Below are 16,126 nucleotides of genomic sequence, written 5' to 3'. Positions count from 1 at the left end.
GCGCCGCCATCGACGCGGCGGCTACATCCGCGCCGCCGCCCGGCCGACACCCGGGTCAGCCGATCGGTTGATCCCGAAACCTCCCGAACCCGGCACAATGAGCTGTTCGACCAGCTCACGCCCATCGAGTCGTCGGCTCGCGGGCCACCGAGTCACGGCTCGCGACACACCGGGTCACGGCTCGCGCCACATCGAGTCACGGCTCGCGACACATCGAATCGCGTGCCCGGCCCCACGGAGGAGGTGACGACCCTGCACTCCCGTACGCCGCCCGCCCCGGATGCGCGGGGCCTCGGCCTGACCATGGACATCGCCTTCTACGTCCTGCTGGCGGCGTCCCTGGCCCGCTTCCTGGTTCGCCACCAGGACACCCCGCGCACCCCGTGGGTGATCGCCCTGTCGCTGTCCCTGGCCGTTCTCTACGCCCTCGGTTCGCACCGCACCGCCACCTATGCCCCGGCGAAGTCCGCCCGGCCCGAGCTCGGCGTCATCCACTCGCCGGACTCCGCACCGGACCCGGCGGAAGCTGCCGGTTCCCTGGTGGACGCGACGCTCGTTCGCGGGTCCGGGCGCACGGAATCCCATCGGTCGCGGCCACCGGGCGAAGCGACGCGGGGTGGCGGCCTCGACGCCGCTGCGGCGGAGCCGCTTTCGCCGGACGGCCGGGTCGACGCGCGGGCCGCGCTGTGGCTGGGGCTGGTCATCGCGGTGTGGGCGGTGCTCGTGGTGCTGGGTCCGAGTTTCGCGTGGTGTGCGGTCCCGCTGCTGTATCTGGCGCTGCGGATTCTGCCGTTGCGGATCGCGGTGGCGGTGGTGGCCGCGCTGACCGCGCTGATCGTCGTGACCCAGCTGCGCCTGGCCGGGTGGCTGGATCCGAACGTGCTGCTCGCGCCGCCGGCCGTGGCGGCGGTGGCGACGGCGATGTTCGTGTTCATGCGCCGCCAGACCGAGCGGCAGGCCGCGCTCATCGACGACCTGGTGCGCACCCGGGCGGAGCTGGCGGGTAGCGAGCGGCGCGCGGGCATGCTCGCCGAGCGGCAGCGCGTGGCCATGGAGATACACGACACGCTGGCGCAGGGGCTGTCGAGCCAGGGCATGCTGTTGCAGGCCGCGGACCGGGTGTGGGACGCCGAGCCGGAGCGGGCGCGGACGCACGTGCGCGCCGCCGCCGGGGTGACCGAGCGGAATCTCGCCGAGGCCCGGCGCTTCGTGCACGATCTCGCACCGGCCGAACTGGCCGAGAACGGTTCGCTGGCGGCGGCTCTGCGCACCCTGGCCGACCGCGCGGCCGAGGACGGCATCGCCGCGAGCTTCGCGAGCGACGGCGTCCCCGTGGAGCCGCCCGCGCGCGTCGCGGCCGCGCTGCTGCGAATCGCCCAGGGCGCGTTGGCCAATGCGCGCGAGCACGGCGCGGCGCGGACGGTGACGCTCACCCTGACGCACCTGGGCGACCAGATCGTGCTCGACATCGCCGACGACGGGCGCGGTTTCGACCCGCACACCGTGACCGCCGCCGGTGAGCGCGGCCACGGCCTCCCGGCCATGCGGGCCCGGTTGCGCCAGCTCGGGGGCACGCTCACCATCGAATCCGCACCGGGCGAGGGCACGGTGCTCTCGGCCGCCATACCCCTGGAGCCGTCGTGACCGCCGAATCGCCTGTGCGCCTGATCATCTGCGACGACCACGCGGTGGTCCGCGCGGGCCTGCTCGCCCTGCTGGGCAGCGCCCCCGGCATCGAGGTGATCGGCGAGGCGGGCGGCGGTCCCGAGGCGGTCGCCCTGGCCGAGCGGCTGCGCCCCGACGTGGTGCTCATGGATCTGCAATTGGGCGGGGACATGGACGGCGCGGAAGCGACCCGCCGCATCACCGCGCTGACGGCCCCGGCCCCCCGCGTCCTGGTGCTCACCACCTACGACACCGATGCCGACATCACCCGCGCGATCTCCGCGGGCGCGACCGGCTACCTGCTCAAGGCCGAGAGCGCCGACGAGCTGTTCGCCGCCATTCACGCTGCCGCACAGGGTCGTACGGCGCTGTCCCCGCCGGTGGCCCAGCGCGTGATGTCCCAGCTACGGCACCCCAAACCGACCCTGACGGCCCGCGAACTCGACATCCTCGCCCACCTGGCCCGCGGCGCGGGCAATCGCGAGATAGCCCGCGCCCTGCACATCAGCGAGGCGACCGTGAAAACCCACCTGGGCCGCATCTACGACAAACTCGGCGTAGAAACCCGCGCGGCCGCCGTCGCCGTCGCCAACGAGCAGCGCCTACTGCCCTGACCGCACCGCCGCTACGGTCAGGCCGTGGCTATCAGGCGGGCCGCGTTGGCCGCCTCGTCGTCGATCGCCTCGTTGGCGGCGAGCTCGGCGTGTACGCGGTCGTAGTAGCGATTGATCTCGGTGTTGCCGCGCTCGCCGTCCCAGCCCAGGTGCGGGGCGATCAGGGCGGCGATCTCCGGGGCGGCCTTCAGGCCGCGGTCCGGCACCTCGATCGAGATGCGGGTGCGGCGGGTGAGGATGTCGTCCAGGTGCAGGGCGCCCTCGTGGGTGACCGCGTAGACGGCCTCGGCGGCGATGTAGTCGTCGGCTCCCGGAATCGGCTGCGCCAGTGCGGGATCGGCGGCGATCAGCTCGAAGATGCCCTCGCTCAGCGAGCCGTAGCGGCCGAGCAGGTGGTGCACGGTCTCGACCGGCAGCCCGGTGCGGGCGGCCACGCCTTGCGCGTCGTCCAGCATCTCGCGGTAGCCCACCGCGCCCAGGACGGGCACGTTGTCGGTGCTCGACGGCGCCACGTCGCCGCCCAGTCGCGCGGCGGCGGCGTCGACCACGTCCGAGGCCATCACCCGGTAGGTGGTGTACTTGCCGCCCGCGATGACGAACAGGCCCGGGGCGGGCTCGGCGACCGCGTGCTCGCGCGAGAGCTTCGAGGTCTCCTTGGACGCGCCGGTCATGAGCGGGCGCAGACCCGCGTAGGTGCCGACGATGTCCGCGCGCGTGAGCGGTTCGCGCAGCAGCGAATTGATGTGGTCCAGGATGTACTGCACGTCGGCGGCGCTGGCGGTCGGATGATTCTTGTCCAGCGACCATTCGGTGTCGGTGGTGCCGATGATCCAGTGCTCGGCCCACGGGATCACGAACAGCACGGACTTCTCGGTGCGCATGATCAGGCCGGTGTCCATGTTCAGCCGCTCGCGCGGCACCATGATGTGCACGCCCTTGGACATCCGCACGTGGAACGGGAACTCCACGCCGGTCAGCTGGATCATGTCATCGGTCCACACCCCGGTCGCGCTGATCACGGTCCGGGCCCGGATGGTATGCGCCGCACCGGTTTCCAGATCGGTGACCGTCGCGCCCACGATGCGCTCGCCGTCGCGCAGCAGGCCGGTGACCTTGGTGCGGGTGAGCACGGTCGCACCGTGCTCGGCGGCGGTGCGGGCCAGCATCATGGTGTGCCTGGCGTCGTCGACCTGCGCGTCGTAGTAGCGGATGGCGCCGGTCATGGCGTCGTCCCTGAGAGCGGGCGCCAATTCCAGTGCGCCGGTGCGGGTCAGGTGCTTGTGCATGGGCACCGAGCGCGCGCCGCCGAGGGTGTCGTACAGCGCGACGCCGGCGCCGATGTACGCGCGTTCCCAGACCCGGTGCTGCAGCGGGAACAGGAAGGACACCGGGCGCACCAGGTGCGGCGCGAGCTTGCTCAGCAGCAGCCCGCGTTCCTTCAAAGCCTCACGGACCAGCGCGAAGTCGAGCTGTTCGAGGTAGCGCAGCCCGCCGTGAATGAGTTTGGAGGACCGGCTCGAGGTCCCCGCGGCGAAATCGCGGGCCTCGACCAGGGTGACGGACAGGCCGCGCGCGGCCGCGTCCAGGGCTGCGCCGGCTCCGGTGACTCCGCCGCCGATGACCAGGACGTCGATCTCGGTGTCGCCGAGCGCATCGATGGCCCGGGCGCGGTAGGCGGGATCCAGTTGTGCGGACACGAAATTGCTCCTTGTTATCGGTTGAGCGGTGATCGAAGGTATGGGGGATTCAGTCCTGGTCGTCGTCTATATCGACCCAGTCCAGGGTTCGCGAAACAGCTTTGAGCCACCGGGCGTAGCCGCGTTCGCGGCGCTCGGTCGACCAGGTGGGCTCCCAGCGCCGGTCCTCGTGCCAGTTGGCGACGAGTTCGTCGGTGTTGTTCCAGAAGCCGACCGCCAGCCCCGCCGCGTACGCCGCGCCCAGCGCGGTGGTCTCGGGAACCTGCGGCCGCGAGACCGGCACGCCGAGGAAGTCGGCCTGAATCTGCATGGCGAGTTCGTTGGCGGTCACGCCGCCGTCGACCCGCAGCGTGGCCAGCCGCACGCCCGAATCACGCTGCATGGCCTCGACCACGTCGCGGGTCTGGTAGCAGATGGATTCCAGTGTGGCCCTGGCCAAGTGGGCGTTGTTGCTGAAGCGCGACAGCCCGACGATCGCGCCGCGGGCGTCGGGCCGCCAGTACGGTGCGAAGAGCCCGGAGAAGGCGGGCACGAAGTACACCCCGCCGGTGTCCTGGACCGACCCGGCGAGCGATTCCACCTGGGACGCACCGGAAATGACGCCGAGCTGATCGCGCAGCCACTGCACCGCGGACCCGGTGACCGCGATCGAGCCCTCCAGCGCGTACACCGGCTTGTCGTCGCCGAACTGGTAGGCGACGGTGGTGAGCAGGCCGTGCTGCGAGTGCACGATATCCGTACCGGTGTTGAGCATCAGGAAATTCCCGGTGCCGTAGGTGTTCTTGGCTTCGCCGGGCCGGAAGCACACCTGCCCGACGGTGGCGGCCTGCTGATCGCCGAGCACACCGGCGACGAGCACCGAGCCCTTGAACGGCCCGTCCGGGTTGGTGCGGCCGAAACCCTCGGGATTCGCCGACGGCGAGATGCGCGGCAGCATGGCGCGCGGCACGCCGAAGATCTCGAGCAGTTCCTCGTCCCAGTCCAGGGTTTCGAGGTTCATGAGCATGGTGCGCGAGGCGTTGGTGACATCGGTGACGTGTTCGCCGCCGCGCGCGCCGCCGGTGAGGTTCCAGATGAGCCAGGAATCGGGGGTGCCGAAGAGGGCGTCGCCGCGCTCGGCCGCGGCACGCGCACCCGGAACGTTGTCCAGGATCCACTTCAGCTTGCCGCCCGAGAAGTACGGCGCCGGCGGCAGACCCGAGCGCTGCCGGATGGTGTCACCGTGCCCGGCCCGGTTCACCTCGGCGATGATGCGGTCGGTGCGGGTGTCCTGCCAGACGATGGCGTTGTAGTACGGGCGGCCGGTGCGGCGGTCCCAGACCAGGGTGGTCTCGCGCTGATTGGTGACGCCGACCGCGGCCAGATCCTCGGCGGTGAGATCTGCGGCGGCGAGCGCGGTCTTGATGACGGTGCGGCTGCGCTCCCAGATTTCGGCGGGGTTGTGTTCCACCCAGCCGGCCTGCGGCAGTATCTGCTCGTGTTCGAGCTGATGCCGGGCAACCACGTTCCCGCCGTGGTCGAACACCATGAATCGCGTGGAGGTCGTGCCCTGGTCGATGGCTCCGACGTACTGCGTCATCGCGGTCCCTTTCCGGAGACTCGTCGTTGAGTCCGTTTGCCCTGGTGAGCTGGTCGCGGCCGAGCTCTACGTCCACGCTACGAAGGTGTGGCCTGCACCGACAGGGTCTCCGTTCGACAATGCTGAATGGTTTGCTGGTAGGTTACGGGCATGCCGGGTCCGATTCAGTCGATCGAGCGTGCGGCGGCCGTGTTGCGCCTGCTCGCGCGGGGATCCGGACGCCTGGGCGTGGGCGAGATAGCGGCGGCCCTGGGGCTGGCCAAGCCCACCGCGCACGGCATTCTGCGCACGCTGCAGGGGGTGGGCTTCGTCGATCAGGATCCCGTCAGCGGCAAGTATCAGCTGGGAACCGGGCTGACCGCGCTCGGCTCGCCGTACATCGATGTCAACGAGCTGCGCTCACGGGCCATCAATCGGGCGGACGCGCTGGCCGCCCGGACGGGGGAGTCGGTGCGCATCGCCGCGCCGGTGCACGGCGCGGTCACGGTGGTGCACCACGTCTTCCGGCCGGACAACACCGCGCAGGCGCTCGAGGTGGGACAGGTGCTGCCGCCGTACGCCACCGCGCTGGGAAAGGTGCTGCTGGCCTACGATTCCGAGTTCGCCGCGGCGGTGCGCGCGGGCGACCTGCCCGCGCTCACCCATCGCACGATCACCGCGCCCGCGGAACTGGGCCGGGCCCTGACCGAGGTCCGGCGCACCGGCTGGGCCGGGGACGTCGGCGAATTCCGTTCGGGGGAAGCGGGTCTGGCCGCGCCGATCCGGGGCCGCGGCGGCCTCGTGGTCGGCGCGCTCGGCATCTCCGGCGCGATCGATCGACTCTGTGACGCGAACCTCCGATTCCGCCCCGCACTGCTGGACCGTGTCCGGGATGCGGCGCACGCGGTTTCGCGCGATCTTGGTGGTGCACAGTGAATTTCCCATTCGACGGGAGTGAACGCGCATGACGCAGCGGTACGTGCTGGCGATCGACCAGGGCACCACCTCGACCCGGTGCATCCTGTTCGATCAGCGGGCGCGCCTGGCCGGGGTGGCCCAGCGGGAGCAGCGCCAGCACTACCCCAAACCCGGCTGGGTGGAGCAGGACGCGCTGGAGATCTGGCGGAACGTGGAGCGGGTTGTTCCCGCCGCGCTGCGCGATTCGGGCATCGCCGTGGACCAGGTGGCGGCGATCGGCATCGCCAATCAGCGCGAGACCACCGTGGTGTGGGATCGCCGCACCGGCACGCCCATCGGCCGGGCCATCGTCTGGCAGGACGTGCGCACCGAGGAACTGGTGCGTGAGCTGCGGGAAACGCCCGGCGCCGAGCGCATCCGGGAGCTGTGCGGCCTGCCGCTGGCGACCTACTTCGCGGCGCCGCGACTGCGCTGGCTGCTCGACAACGTGCCCGGGTTGCGGGGTCGCGCCGAGGCCGGCGAGGTGCTCTTCGGCACCATGGAGACCTGGCTCATCTGGAATCTCACCGGCGGCGCGGATCACGGCGTGCACGTCACCGACGTCACCAATGCCGGTCGCACCCTGCTGATGAACCTCGAAACCCTGGACTGGGACGCGGAACTGCTGCGTTTCTTCGATATTCCGCGGGCCGTGCTGCCGCGCATCGAACCCTCCACCGGGGAGTTCGGCGTGGCCCTGCGGGTGGCCCCGGGCGTGCGGATCGCGGCCGCCCTCGGCGATCAGCACGCCGCGCTGTTCGGGCAGACCTGTTTCGCGCCCGGGGAGACCGAATGCACCTACGGCACCGGCGGTTTCCTGCTGATGAACACCGGGCGCGAGCTGATTCGATCCCAGCACGGCCTGCTCACCACCATCGGCTATCAGGTGGGGCCCGAGCCGGTGTACGCACTGGAGGGCCCGATCGCGGTCACCGGCTCCCTGGTGCAGTGGCTGCGCGACAACATCGGGCTGATCGCCAGCGCCCCCGAGATCGAAACCCTCGCGGGCACGGTCGAAGACAACGGCGGTTGCTATCTGGTGCCCGCCTTCTCGGGTCTCTACGCGCCGCACTGGCGCAGCGACGCTCGCGGCCTGCTCATCGGGCTCACCTCGTACGTCAACCGGGGGCACATCGCGCGCGCGGTGCTCGAGGCCACCGCCTGGCAGACCCGCGACGTCGTCGAGGCCATGAACGCCGACTCGGGACTGCACGCCGCGGCGCTGCGGGTGGCGGGCGGCATGACCTCGGACAATCTGCTCATGCAGATCGTGGCCGACGCCCTCGACATCCCGGTCATGCGGCCCATCGTCGCCGAGACCGTCTCGCTCGGCGCGGCATACGCGGCGGGGCTGGCGGTCGGGTACTGGCCGGATCTGGAAGGCCTGCGCCACAACTGGCGCGTCGCGGCGCAGTGGATGCCGCGCATGGATCCGCGGCTGCGGGCCGCCGAGTACGACAACTGGCAGCGGGCGGTGCAGCTTACCTTCGGATGGCTGCGCCTGGAGAAGCCCTTGACCTAACGTGAAAGCTATGCGGTTGTACGTGGGATGCGCGATGTGGACTCATCCGGAATGGCAGGAGAAACCTCTTCCCCCGGCGGAGAAACTGCGTACCTACTCCTCCTGGTGCAATGCGGTGGAAGGGAATACGACGTTCTACGCCACCCCGCAGCGTCGCACCGTGGAATCCTGGGCGCGCCAAACGGATCCGGACTTCCGGTTCGTGATGAAGTTGCCCCGCACCGTCACTCACGATCGAAGGCTGGCGGGCATCGACGACGACATGAACGCCTTCCTGGAGGCGGTGGAACCGCTCGGCCGCCGCCTGCACGCGCTCTGGGTCCAGCTGCCGGGGTCGTTCACCGATCTGCGTGCGCTGGCCACGCTGCTGGAGGGACTGCCCCCGCACTACCGGGTGGCGGTCGAGGTGCGCCATCCCGCGTTCTTCGACAATCACCGGGCCATCGCGCAACTGGAGTCGGTACTGGAATTCGCGGGCGCGGAGTGGATTCCGTTCGACACCGCGACGCTGTTCGCGAGCCCGGCGCGCAGCGCCGCCGAGCACGAGGCGCAGTCCAAGAAGCCGCGGCTGCCGGTGCGGACCCGGGCGCTGACCGAGTTCCCGATCGTGCGCTATCACGGGCGGGACGATCCGGCGGCGACCGTCGCGGGCTGGCAGCCCTGGGTCGAACAGACGGTGGCCTGGTTGCGCGAGGGCCGCTCGCCGACGGTGTTCATCCACACGCCCGACAACGCCGGGTCCCGCGCGCTCTCGCGCAAGTTCCACGACGAGGTGCGGGCGCTGGTGCCCGAACTGGAGCCGCTGCCGACCCCCATCCCCACCGATCCCATGACCCTGTTCTGACGATCCCGCTCCGGGATCGCGGCGCCGGACCGGTTCCGGCGCCGCTGCGGCCCTGCGGCGCACTCACCCGATGAGCAGCGAATCCCGTTCCCGCCGTTGTGCTTCGCGAGCCAGCGAGCGATCACGCTGTTCCTCGAACCGGAGTACATCGCGGCCGAGCTTCTCGATGAATTCCCCGAGCTCGTTGCGCAATTCGTCACCGCGCGGCCCGAAGTCGGTGCGCTCCCAGATGTTCCACTTCTTCAGCACCGGCTGGATGACCTCTTCCAGGTGCTGGCGCAGGTCGTAGATGCCGTGCTTGGCCATGAGCACGCCGTTGCGCCGGAAGTTCGGCATGCCCGCGCCGGGCATCTGGAACTCGGTGATGACGTGGACGATGGCCTGCATGGCCTGGTCGGGGGAGACGTCCAGGGCCGCGCCGCACATGTTGCGGTAGAAGATCATGTGCAGGTTCTCGTCGGCGGCGATGCGCTGCAACATCTTGTCCGCTATGGGGTCATTGCAGACTTTGCCGGTATTGCGATGCGACACGCGCGTCGCCAATTCCTGAAAAGTGACATAGGCGACGGAGTACATGAATCCGGCAGCGACCTGAATGGCGTTGGTGCCGACGCGTTTCTGAACCAGACTGGTCGGGTTGTATCCGTTGGTCATGTGCGCCATGCGCGCGTGCTCCAGCGCCTCGGGATCCACGCCGCGGGTGACCACCAGGTAGTCGCGCAGCACGATGCCGTGCCGGTTCTCCTCGGCCGTCCAGCGGCCCACCCAGGTGCCCCACGGCCCGTCCTGGGAGAAGTTCTCCGCGATCTCCCGGTGGTAGCTGGGCAGATTGTCCTCGGTGAGAAGATTGGTGATCATCGCGGCCTTGGCGACTTCGCTGAGAACCGACTGCTCAGGATCCCAATCGTGGCCTCCCATTGCTGAGAAGTTGCGACCCTGATCCCACGGCACGTAGTCGTGCGGATGCCAGTCCTTGGCCATGGATAGATGCCTGTTCACATTCTGTTCGGCTATCGGCTCCAGCTCGATGAGCAACTCGAGCTGCGTCAGATTCCGGGCCACGGTCGTGTGCCTCCCTCGAAATATTTCGGCGCTAGGGAATGATGGTGTAGCTCAATACCTGTCAGCCGATGGATGACGGTGGAATACGCTTCGGATACGACGTTTGCCGCCGTGGCGAAAGGGCCGCGGGGAAGTGTCCCGGGGGTGCCCGCGTGTCGCGTGAGGGGACTGGTCGGCTTCGCCTCGGATAATCTAGCCCAGTTCGCCGGAGATTGGCTTCATCCCCCGCCGATGTGTTCACGGCCGGGTGCACTCGCTAGCTGCTTACCAGTCCTTGACAAGCACGGCCAAGTCCAGACAAGTCCACGCGGATCGAATCTTGGTTCGCCGGAGCATTGCTACGGAGAGTGAACGACTCATGCAGACACCCAAACGGACCAAATTCCCCAGCGTCGTGGTGACTTCGGTGGCCGCGACCACCTCCATCGCGGGCGACATCGACTCGACCTGGAAGGGTTTGCTCAACGGCGAGAGCGGAATCGACGTTCTCGAGGACAGCTTCCTCGACGACTTCGGCCTGCCGGTTCGCATCGGCGGTCACCTCAAGGTGGGCCCGGAAGCGGTGCTGAGCCGCGAGGAATGCCGGCGCAACTCCTACGTCGAGCAGATGGCCCTGGTGCTGGGCCGCGAGGTATGGCGCAACGCCGGCAATCCCGAGGTGGACGGCGACCGCCTCGGCGTCGCGATCGGCACCGGGCTCGGCGGTGCGGAAATGCTCATCACCGCCCGCGACAAGCTCTCCAGCGGTGGCTACCGCAAGGTCTCGCCGCTGACCGTGCAGGGCATCATGCCCAACGGCCCGGCCGCGGTCGTCAGTGTCGAGCTGGGCGCGAGGGCCGGTGTGACAACGCCGGTTTCGGCTTGTTCGTCCGGTTCGGAGGCGATCGCCAATGCTTGGCAGCGGATCGTCATGGGCGATGCCGACGTGATGATCACCGGCGGCGTGGAGGGCTCGATTCAGGCGCTGCCCATCGCGGGTTTCTCGATGATGCGGGCCATGAGCACTCGAAATCACGACCCCAAGGCGGCATCTCGGCCCTTCGACCGCGATCGCGACGGATTCGTCTTCGGCGAGGCCGGCGCGCTCATGGTGCTCGAGACCGAGGAGCACGCGCGGGCGCGCGGGGCCAGGATCCACGCCCGGCTCATGGGCGCGGGCATCACCTCCGACGGCTTCCACCTGGTGGCGCCCGATCCCGAGGGCACCGGCGCGGCGCGCGCCATGATGCGCGCCATGGAGCACGCGGGCATTTCCAAAGCCGATGTGTCCCATATCAATGCGCACGCCACCGCCACGCCGATCGGTGACACCGCGGAAGCGAACGCGATCCTGCAAGCGGTCGGCAACCACGCGGCGGTGTACGCGCCCAAGTCCGCGCTCGGGCATTCCATCGGGGCCGTCGGTGCGCTCGAATCGGTGCTGACCGTCCTGAGCGTGCGCGACGGAATCATCCCGCCCACGCTGAATTTGGACAATCTGGACCCTGAAATCGACCTTGACGTGGTGGCGGGCGCGGCGCGCCCCGGCACCTACGAGTACGCGCTCAACAACTCGTTCGGATTCGGCGGTCACAATGTGGCTCTCGCCTTCGGCCGCTACTGAATGCACTTCGCCCGGTACAGAGTGACGTGGATCATGGGCACCTGCTAGTCTTCCCCAGCCCCAGCTACTTCTCGGGCTTCGGTGTCGATTCTTGTTCGGTGTCACTGCACAGTCATAGCTGTGAGTTGAAAAAGGATAGGGAATGATCGGCGAGACCTTCGATGACTATCTGGACGAGCGCGGCAATATCAAGATCCCCAGCAACCTGACGATGATCGACCTGGTCGATAAGCACGCCGCACAGGGGGACGAGCTCGCCTACCGCTATGTCGACTACTCACGTGAACGTGACGGCGAGTACCTCGAATTGACCTGGAACCAGTTCGGCGTCCGGCTCCGGGCGGTGGCCGCGCGCCTGCAGCAGGTCACCCAGCCGGGCGACCGCGTGGCCATCCTGGCGCCGCAGGGGCTCGACTACATCGTCGCCATGTACGCGGCGGTTTACGCGGGCTGTATCGCCGTGCCGCTGTTCGATCCGGATGAGCAGGGGCACTCGGACCGACTGCACGCCGTGCTCGAGGACTGCAAGCCCGCCGCCATCCTGACCGTCGGCTCGTCCGCCGCCGGCGTGCGTGAGCTGTTCCGCGATCTGCCCGCGCCCAAACGGCCGCGCATCATTGCGGTGGAAGCGATTCCGGACAGCGTGGGCTCGGCCTGGGTGCGCCCGGACATCAATATCGACAACGTGGCCTACCTGCAGTACACCTCCGGTTCCACCCGCTCGCCCGCGGGTGTGGAGATCACGCACCGGGCCGTCGGCACCAATCTGCTGCAGGTGATCACCACCGTCGGCATCACCGAGAAGGCGCGCGGGGTCACCTGGCTGCCGCTGTTCCACGACATGGGCCTGCTGACGGTCATCCTGCCGACCATCGGCGGCAAGTTCATCACCATCATGTCGCCGAGCGCCTTCGTGCGCCGGCCGTACCGCTGGATCAAGGAACTGGCCGCGCAGGAGGACGGCGCCGAGATCTTCGCCGCCGCACCGAATTTCGCCTTCGAGCACGCCGCCGCCCGCGGTCTGCCGAAACCCGGCGAGGAACTCGACCTGTCCAATGTGATCGGCCTGATCAACGGCAGCGAACCGGTCTCGGTGACCTCGATGAAGAAGTTCAACGACGCCTTCGAACCGTACGGGCTGCCCAAGACCGCGATGAAGCCCTGCTACGGCATGGCGGAGGCGACCCTGTTCGTCTCGGCCACCCGCCGCGAGGACCAGGCCCGCACGGTCTACGTCGATCGCACCGAGCTCAACGCCGGGCGCATGACCGAGGTCGCCGCCGACGCGGAAGACGCTGTGGCACAGGTGTCCTGCGGATACGTCGCGCTGTCGCAGTGGGCGGTGATCGTCGATCCGGACACCGCCGCGGAGAAGCCCGAGGGGCAGGTCGGCGAGATCTGGCTGCACGGCAAGAACATGGGCATCGGCTACTGGGGACGTCCCGAGGAGACGGTGGCCACCTTCCAGAATCTGCTCGTGACGCGGCAGCCGCGGGGCAGTCACGCCGAGGGCGCGGACGCCGACGCCATGTGGATGCGCACCGGTGACTTCGGCGCCTATCTGGACGGCGAGCTCTACATCACCGGCCGCGTCAAGGATCTGGTGATCGTGGACGGCCGCAATCACTATCCGCAGGACCTCGAGTACTCGGCGCAGGAGTCCAGCACCGCGCTGCGACCCGGCTTCGTCGCCGCGTTCTCGGTCTCGGCCAACCAGATTCCGGCGGAAACAGAGGGCGCCGGCACGGCGCCCGATCCCGGCAACACCGCCGAGCAACTGGTGATAGTGGCCGAACGGGGCACGGGCGCCGCCAAACTCGATCCCGAGCCCATCGCCGAGTCGGTGCGCACGGCCATCGCCAAGCGGCACGGCGTCGCGGTGCGGGATCTGCTGCTGGTCCCCGCCGGGTCGATCCCGCGCACCTCCAGCGGGAAGATCGCCCGCCGGGCCTGCAAGGCCGCCTATGTCGAGGGCACCCTGCGCGGCGGCCACCGTCAGCAGGCGTTCCCGGACGAAGCCGAATAGTATTGCCCCGCATCGCCGGTCGCACTTGCGCGCGATCGGCGATGCGATCCGGCGCCGGGGTGGGCCCGTCCGCTCCGGATCAGGCGCACGCCGGGCGCGGCTCGACCCGACCGGCGACGCGAGTCGATCCGGTGGCTCCCCGGCGCGCGAACTGGTGATTTCCGAGCCGGTCCGTACACTTTTCGGCCGTGTGGACTTCCGCCCGAATCGGGCTCCTGCTGGTCACGACCGCCCTGACCGTCACCGGTGTGGCGCAACCCGCGAGTGCGCGGCCGAGCCCCGCCGTGGCCGCCGCGGTCTGCGGCACCCCGCTGTCCGAGGCCGAACTCGATCGCGTCGCCGCGCTCTCGGACACCGCCGCGCTGTCCGGCGACGCGCTGACCCGGCTCGAGACCGCGGTCGCGAACCATCACGAGATCACCGAGATTCTCAGCGCGCACGGGGATCGGCGCGGGCTCTTCGGCATCGGGCTGGACGGGGTCGAGCAGGTGGCGGTCATGCCGCTGCAGCGCGATCCGGCCGCGTTCCGGGACCGCGACTACGCGCACGCCATCAGCCTGGAGTTGCTCAGCCGCTACCTGGACAATCTGCACGGCGAATTCACCGGCGGCCCGGTGGAATGGCACTGGGCGCGCTACTTCGCGCAGGCCACGCGCTGCGAGATGTCCGGCGCGCAGGTGGCCATGGCGGGCTACAACGCGCACCTGGCGGTGGATCTGGCCTATTCGGTCGCCGCGGTGAACACCGAGATCGACGACGCGCCGGACTATTTCGAGATCGTCGCGAGCATCGCCGCCGCGGGCGACGTGATCGTGGACCGGACCAAGGCGGTCTACGGCGCGGACCTGGGCCCGCTGTGGCGGTTCTATTTCGTCGGCGAGGGCCTGGACCTGCTGGTGGGCAAGGGCGTGGCCACGAAGCAGCTCTTGATCGCCGCCGACCTGGGTGCGAACGTGGTGATCTTCGGAAACGGCCTGGCCCTGCGGGATCCGGCCCTGCGCGAGCCCGCCGCGGTGGAGATCCGCGCGCTGTCCGACGCCGCGGACGTGGCCTTCGGGGTGCTGGCGCAGATTCACGCGCTCTGATCCGGCCCCCGGCTCAGGGCTCGGGGTGTGAGCGGGCGCCGTGGAACCGGGGTCCGGGCGGCCCGTGCGCCCGCGGTCCGCGCCCGGCCGACTTGGCCCAGTACATGCTGTAGTCCGCGGCCTGCAGCAGATCGTCGGCGGTGGTGTGCGCGGCGTACTCCTCGGCCACGCCCACGCTGGCGGTGACGGTGAGCCGGTGCCCGTTCACCTCGAAGGGCCTGGTGAAGGCGCGGCGCACCTCGTGCGACACCGCGTCGACGTCGCCGCTGGAATCCGGTACCAGGATGACGAATTCGTCCCCGCCCATGCGTGCCACCAGCCGTCCCGGTCCGGTGACGCAGGCGTCGAGCCGGTTCGCGGCCTCGACCAGCAATTCGTCGCCCACCGCGTGGCCGAAGGTGTCGTTCACGGATTTGAAGTGATCGAGATCGACGTAGCAGAGCCCGACCCGGCGGTCGGGGTCGGTGAAGGCGGCGGTGAGCGCGTCGAAGAAGCGGGAGCGATTGGCCAGGCCGGTCAGCTGATCGTGGTGGGCCCGGTAGTGCAGTCGCTCGCGTAGCGCCCGGCGCTCGGAGATGTCCTCCACCAGGATGAGCGTGTACTGCGGCTCGCCGTGTTCGCTGCGAATCAGCGAGACGTTGATATTCGTCCACACCGTGCGCCCGTCGCGGTGCGGATACGCCTTCTCCAACTGCACATTGTCGACCTCGCCGGACAGCACCGCGGCGTACAGCGGCCACATGGCCGGATCGTCGTCGGGGTGGGTCAGGTCGGTGACCTCGAGCGCGCACATCTCGGCCGGGGTGTAGCCGAGCATGGTGGCGAAGGCGGCGTTCACCTCGATGATGCGGCCGGTCATATCCGAGAGCCCGGTGCCGATTCCGGCCTGAGCGAACACCGCGCGGAAGCGAGCCTCGCTGGCCCGCAACTGTTCCTGCATCCGCATCCGCGCGGTGATCTCGGCGACGCGCACGCTCTCCTGTTCCGCCAGCAGCCAGGCTCGGAAGGCGCGGACGTAGCCGGTGGTGAAGGCGCCCAGCACGGCGGCCGCGCGGTCGGGCGCGATGCCCCCGTCCTGCTCGAACCAGTCGGCGAGCACCGTGATGGTGCGCCCCAGCACCTCGTCCCCGACGAAGTGCGCCCGCGCCAGTTCGGCGCCGAGCTCGGCCACCTGCCGGGCGGAAGCGCCCCCGCGCGCGGCGGTGTCCACCCGCTCGGCCAACCGGGTCAGCAACGCGCCGGCTTCGTCCCGGCTCATGGGCACGACATGGTCGCGGGCTCCGCTGTCGAGCGCGGCTACCCACTGATCGACCAAGCCGGCGTGCGGGCCACCCTGCTCCGGCCCACCCCCGGGATCCGACGCCATGAGGGACGATGGTAGCCCGACCGGTCGGTGCCGGCGAACCCCGCCCCTGTCGCCCGACTTGGGATACCATTGCGGCGCTTCACGATTGGTTTGCGCGGCGAGTGCCGAGTGCGAAGAGGGGTAGCGG

General features: G+C 69.5%; 12 protein-coding genes. 8 read left to right on the top strand and 4 right to left on the bottom strand.

Annotated features, from left to right (window positions below; genetic code table 11):
* Positions 1 to 222: 222 nt before the first annotated feature.
* On the top strand, positions 223 to 1,644 hold the full coding sequence (locus tag ABZ319_RS03020) for a sensor histidine kinase (RefSeq protein WP_354984613.1): 1,422 nt from the start codon (positions 223 to 225) through the stop codon (positions 1,642 to 1,644).
* Positions 1,641 to 2,279, top strand: coding sequence for a response regulator transcription factor (locus tag ABZ319_RS03015; protein WP_354984612.1), 639 nt, complete (start codon positions 1,641 to 1,643; stop codon positions 2,277 to 2,279). Before ABZ319_RS03020 ends, ABZ319_RS03015 begins: the two co-directional genes overlap by 4 nt.
* Before the next feature lie 17 nt (positions 2,280 to 2,296).
* Here ABZ319_RS03015 and glpD read toward each other — a convergent pair whose 3' ends face one another.
* Entirely contained in the window at positions 2,297 to 3,976 is a 1,680-nt protein-coding gene (glpD, locus tag ABZ319_RS03010; protein ID WP_354984611.1) for a glycerol-3-phosphate dehydrogenase, read from the bottom strand.
* Positions 3,977 to 4,025: 49 nt separating this feature from the next.
* Entirely contained in the window at positions 4,026 to 5,555 is a 1,530-nt protein-coding gene (glpK, locus tag ABZ319_RS03005; RefSeq protein ID WP_354984610.1) for a glycerol kinase GlpK, read from the bottom strand.
* A 150-nt stretch (positions 5,556 to 5,705) separates the two neighbouring features.
* Between glpK (ABZ319_RS03005) and ABZ319_RS03000 the strand changes: the two genes are divergently transcribed.
* The 3 genes from ABZ319_RS03000 to ABZ319_RS02990 are packed head-to-tail and all read left to right on the top strand — an operon-like array spanning position 5,706 to position 8,857.
* The gene (locus ABZ319_RS03000; protein WP_354984609.1) at positions 5,706 to 6,470 is read left to right on the top strand and encodes an IclR family transcriptional regulator; all 765 of its coding nucleotides are present in this window, start codon (positions 5,706 to 5,708) and stop codon (positions 6,468 to 6,470) included.
* Between the two features lie 28 nt (positions 6,471 to 6,498).
* Positions 6,499 to 8,013 (top strand): glycerol kinase GlpK, encoded by a 1,515-nt coding sequence (glpK, locus tag ABZ319_RS02995; RefSeq protein ID WP_354984608.1) that lies wholly within the window; start codon positions 6,499 to 6,501, stop codon positions 8,011 to 8,013.
* 10 nt (positions 8,014 to 8,023) lie between these two features.
* Complete coding sequence (locus ABZ319_RS02990) at positions 8,024 to 8,857, top strand: DUF72 domain-containing protein (RefSeq protein WP_354984607.1); 834 nt, start codon at positions 8,024 to 8,026, stop codon at positions 8,855 to 8,857.
* Between the two features lie 63 nt (positions 8,858 to 8,920).
* Here the strand turns inward: ABZ319_RS02990 and ABZ319_RS02985 are convergent, their stop codons facing one another.
* Positions 8,921 to 9,919, bottom strand: coding sequence for an acyl-ACP desaturase (locus tag ABZ319_RS02985; protein ID WP_354984606.1), 999 nt, complete (start codon positions 9,917 to 9,919; stop codon positions 8,921 to 8,923).
* A gap of 358 nt (positions 9,920 to 10,277) precedes the next feature.
* On the opposite strand from ABZ319_RS02985, the gene ABZ319_RS02980 reads away from it, so the two are divergent.
* From ABZ319_RS02980 to ABZ319_RS02970, 3 genes are all read left to right on the top strand, one after another.
* The gene (locus tag ABZ319_RS02980) at positions 10,278 to 11,522 is read left to right on the top strand and encodes a KasA/KasB family beta-ketoacyl-ACP synthase (RefSeq protein ID WP_354984605.1); all 1,245 of its coding nucleotides are present in this window, start codon (positions 10,278 to 10,280) and stop codon (positions 11,520 to 11,522) included.
* Between the two features lie 145 nt (positions 11,523 to 11,667).
* The gene (fadD32, locus tag ABZ319_RS02975) at positions 11,668 to 13,548 is read left to right on the top strand and encodes a long-chain-fatty-acid--AMP ligase FadD32 (RefSeq protein ID WP_354984683.1); all 1,881 of its coding nucleotides are present in this window, start codon (positions 11,668 to 11,670) and stop codon (positions 13,546 to 13,548) included.
* A 188-nt stretch (positions 13,549 to 13,736) separates the two neighbouring features.
* Positions 13,737 to 14,633, top strand: coding sequence for a DUF5995 family protein (locus ABZ319_RS02970; RefSeq protein WP_354984604.1), 897 nt, complete (start codon positions 13,737 to 13,739; stop codon positions 14,631 to 14,633).
* Positions 14,634 to 14,646: 13 nt separating this feature from the next.
* On the opposite strand, the gene ABZ319_RS02965 is transcribed toward ABZ319_RS02970, so the two are convergent.
* Positions 14,647 to 15,999, bottom strand: coding sequence for a diguanylate cyclase (locus ABZ319_RS02965; RefSeq protein ID WP_354984603.1), 1,353 nt, complete (start codon positions 15,997 to 15,999; stop codon positions 14,647 to 14,649).
* Between the last annotated feature and the right edge of the window lie 127 nt (positions 16,000 to 16,126).

It is taken from the genome of Nocardia sp. NPDC005978 (genome assembly GCF_040614455.1).
GTDB lineage: Bacteria > Actinomycetota > Actinomycetes > Mycobacteriales > Mycobacteriaceae > Nocardia.
The sequence above is the reverse complement of the archived record's forward strand: the minus strand, read 5'-3'. Positions and strand labels throughout refer to the sequence as shown.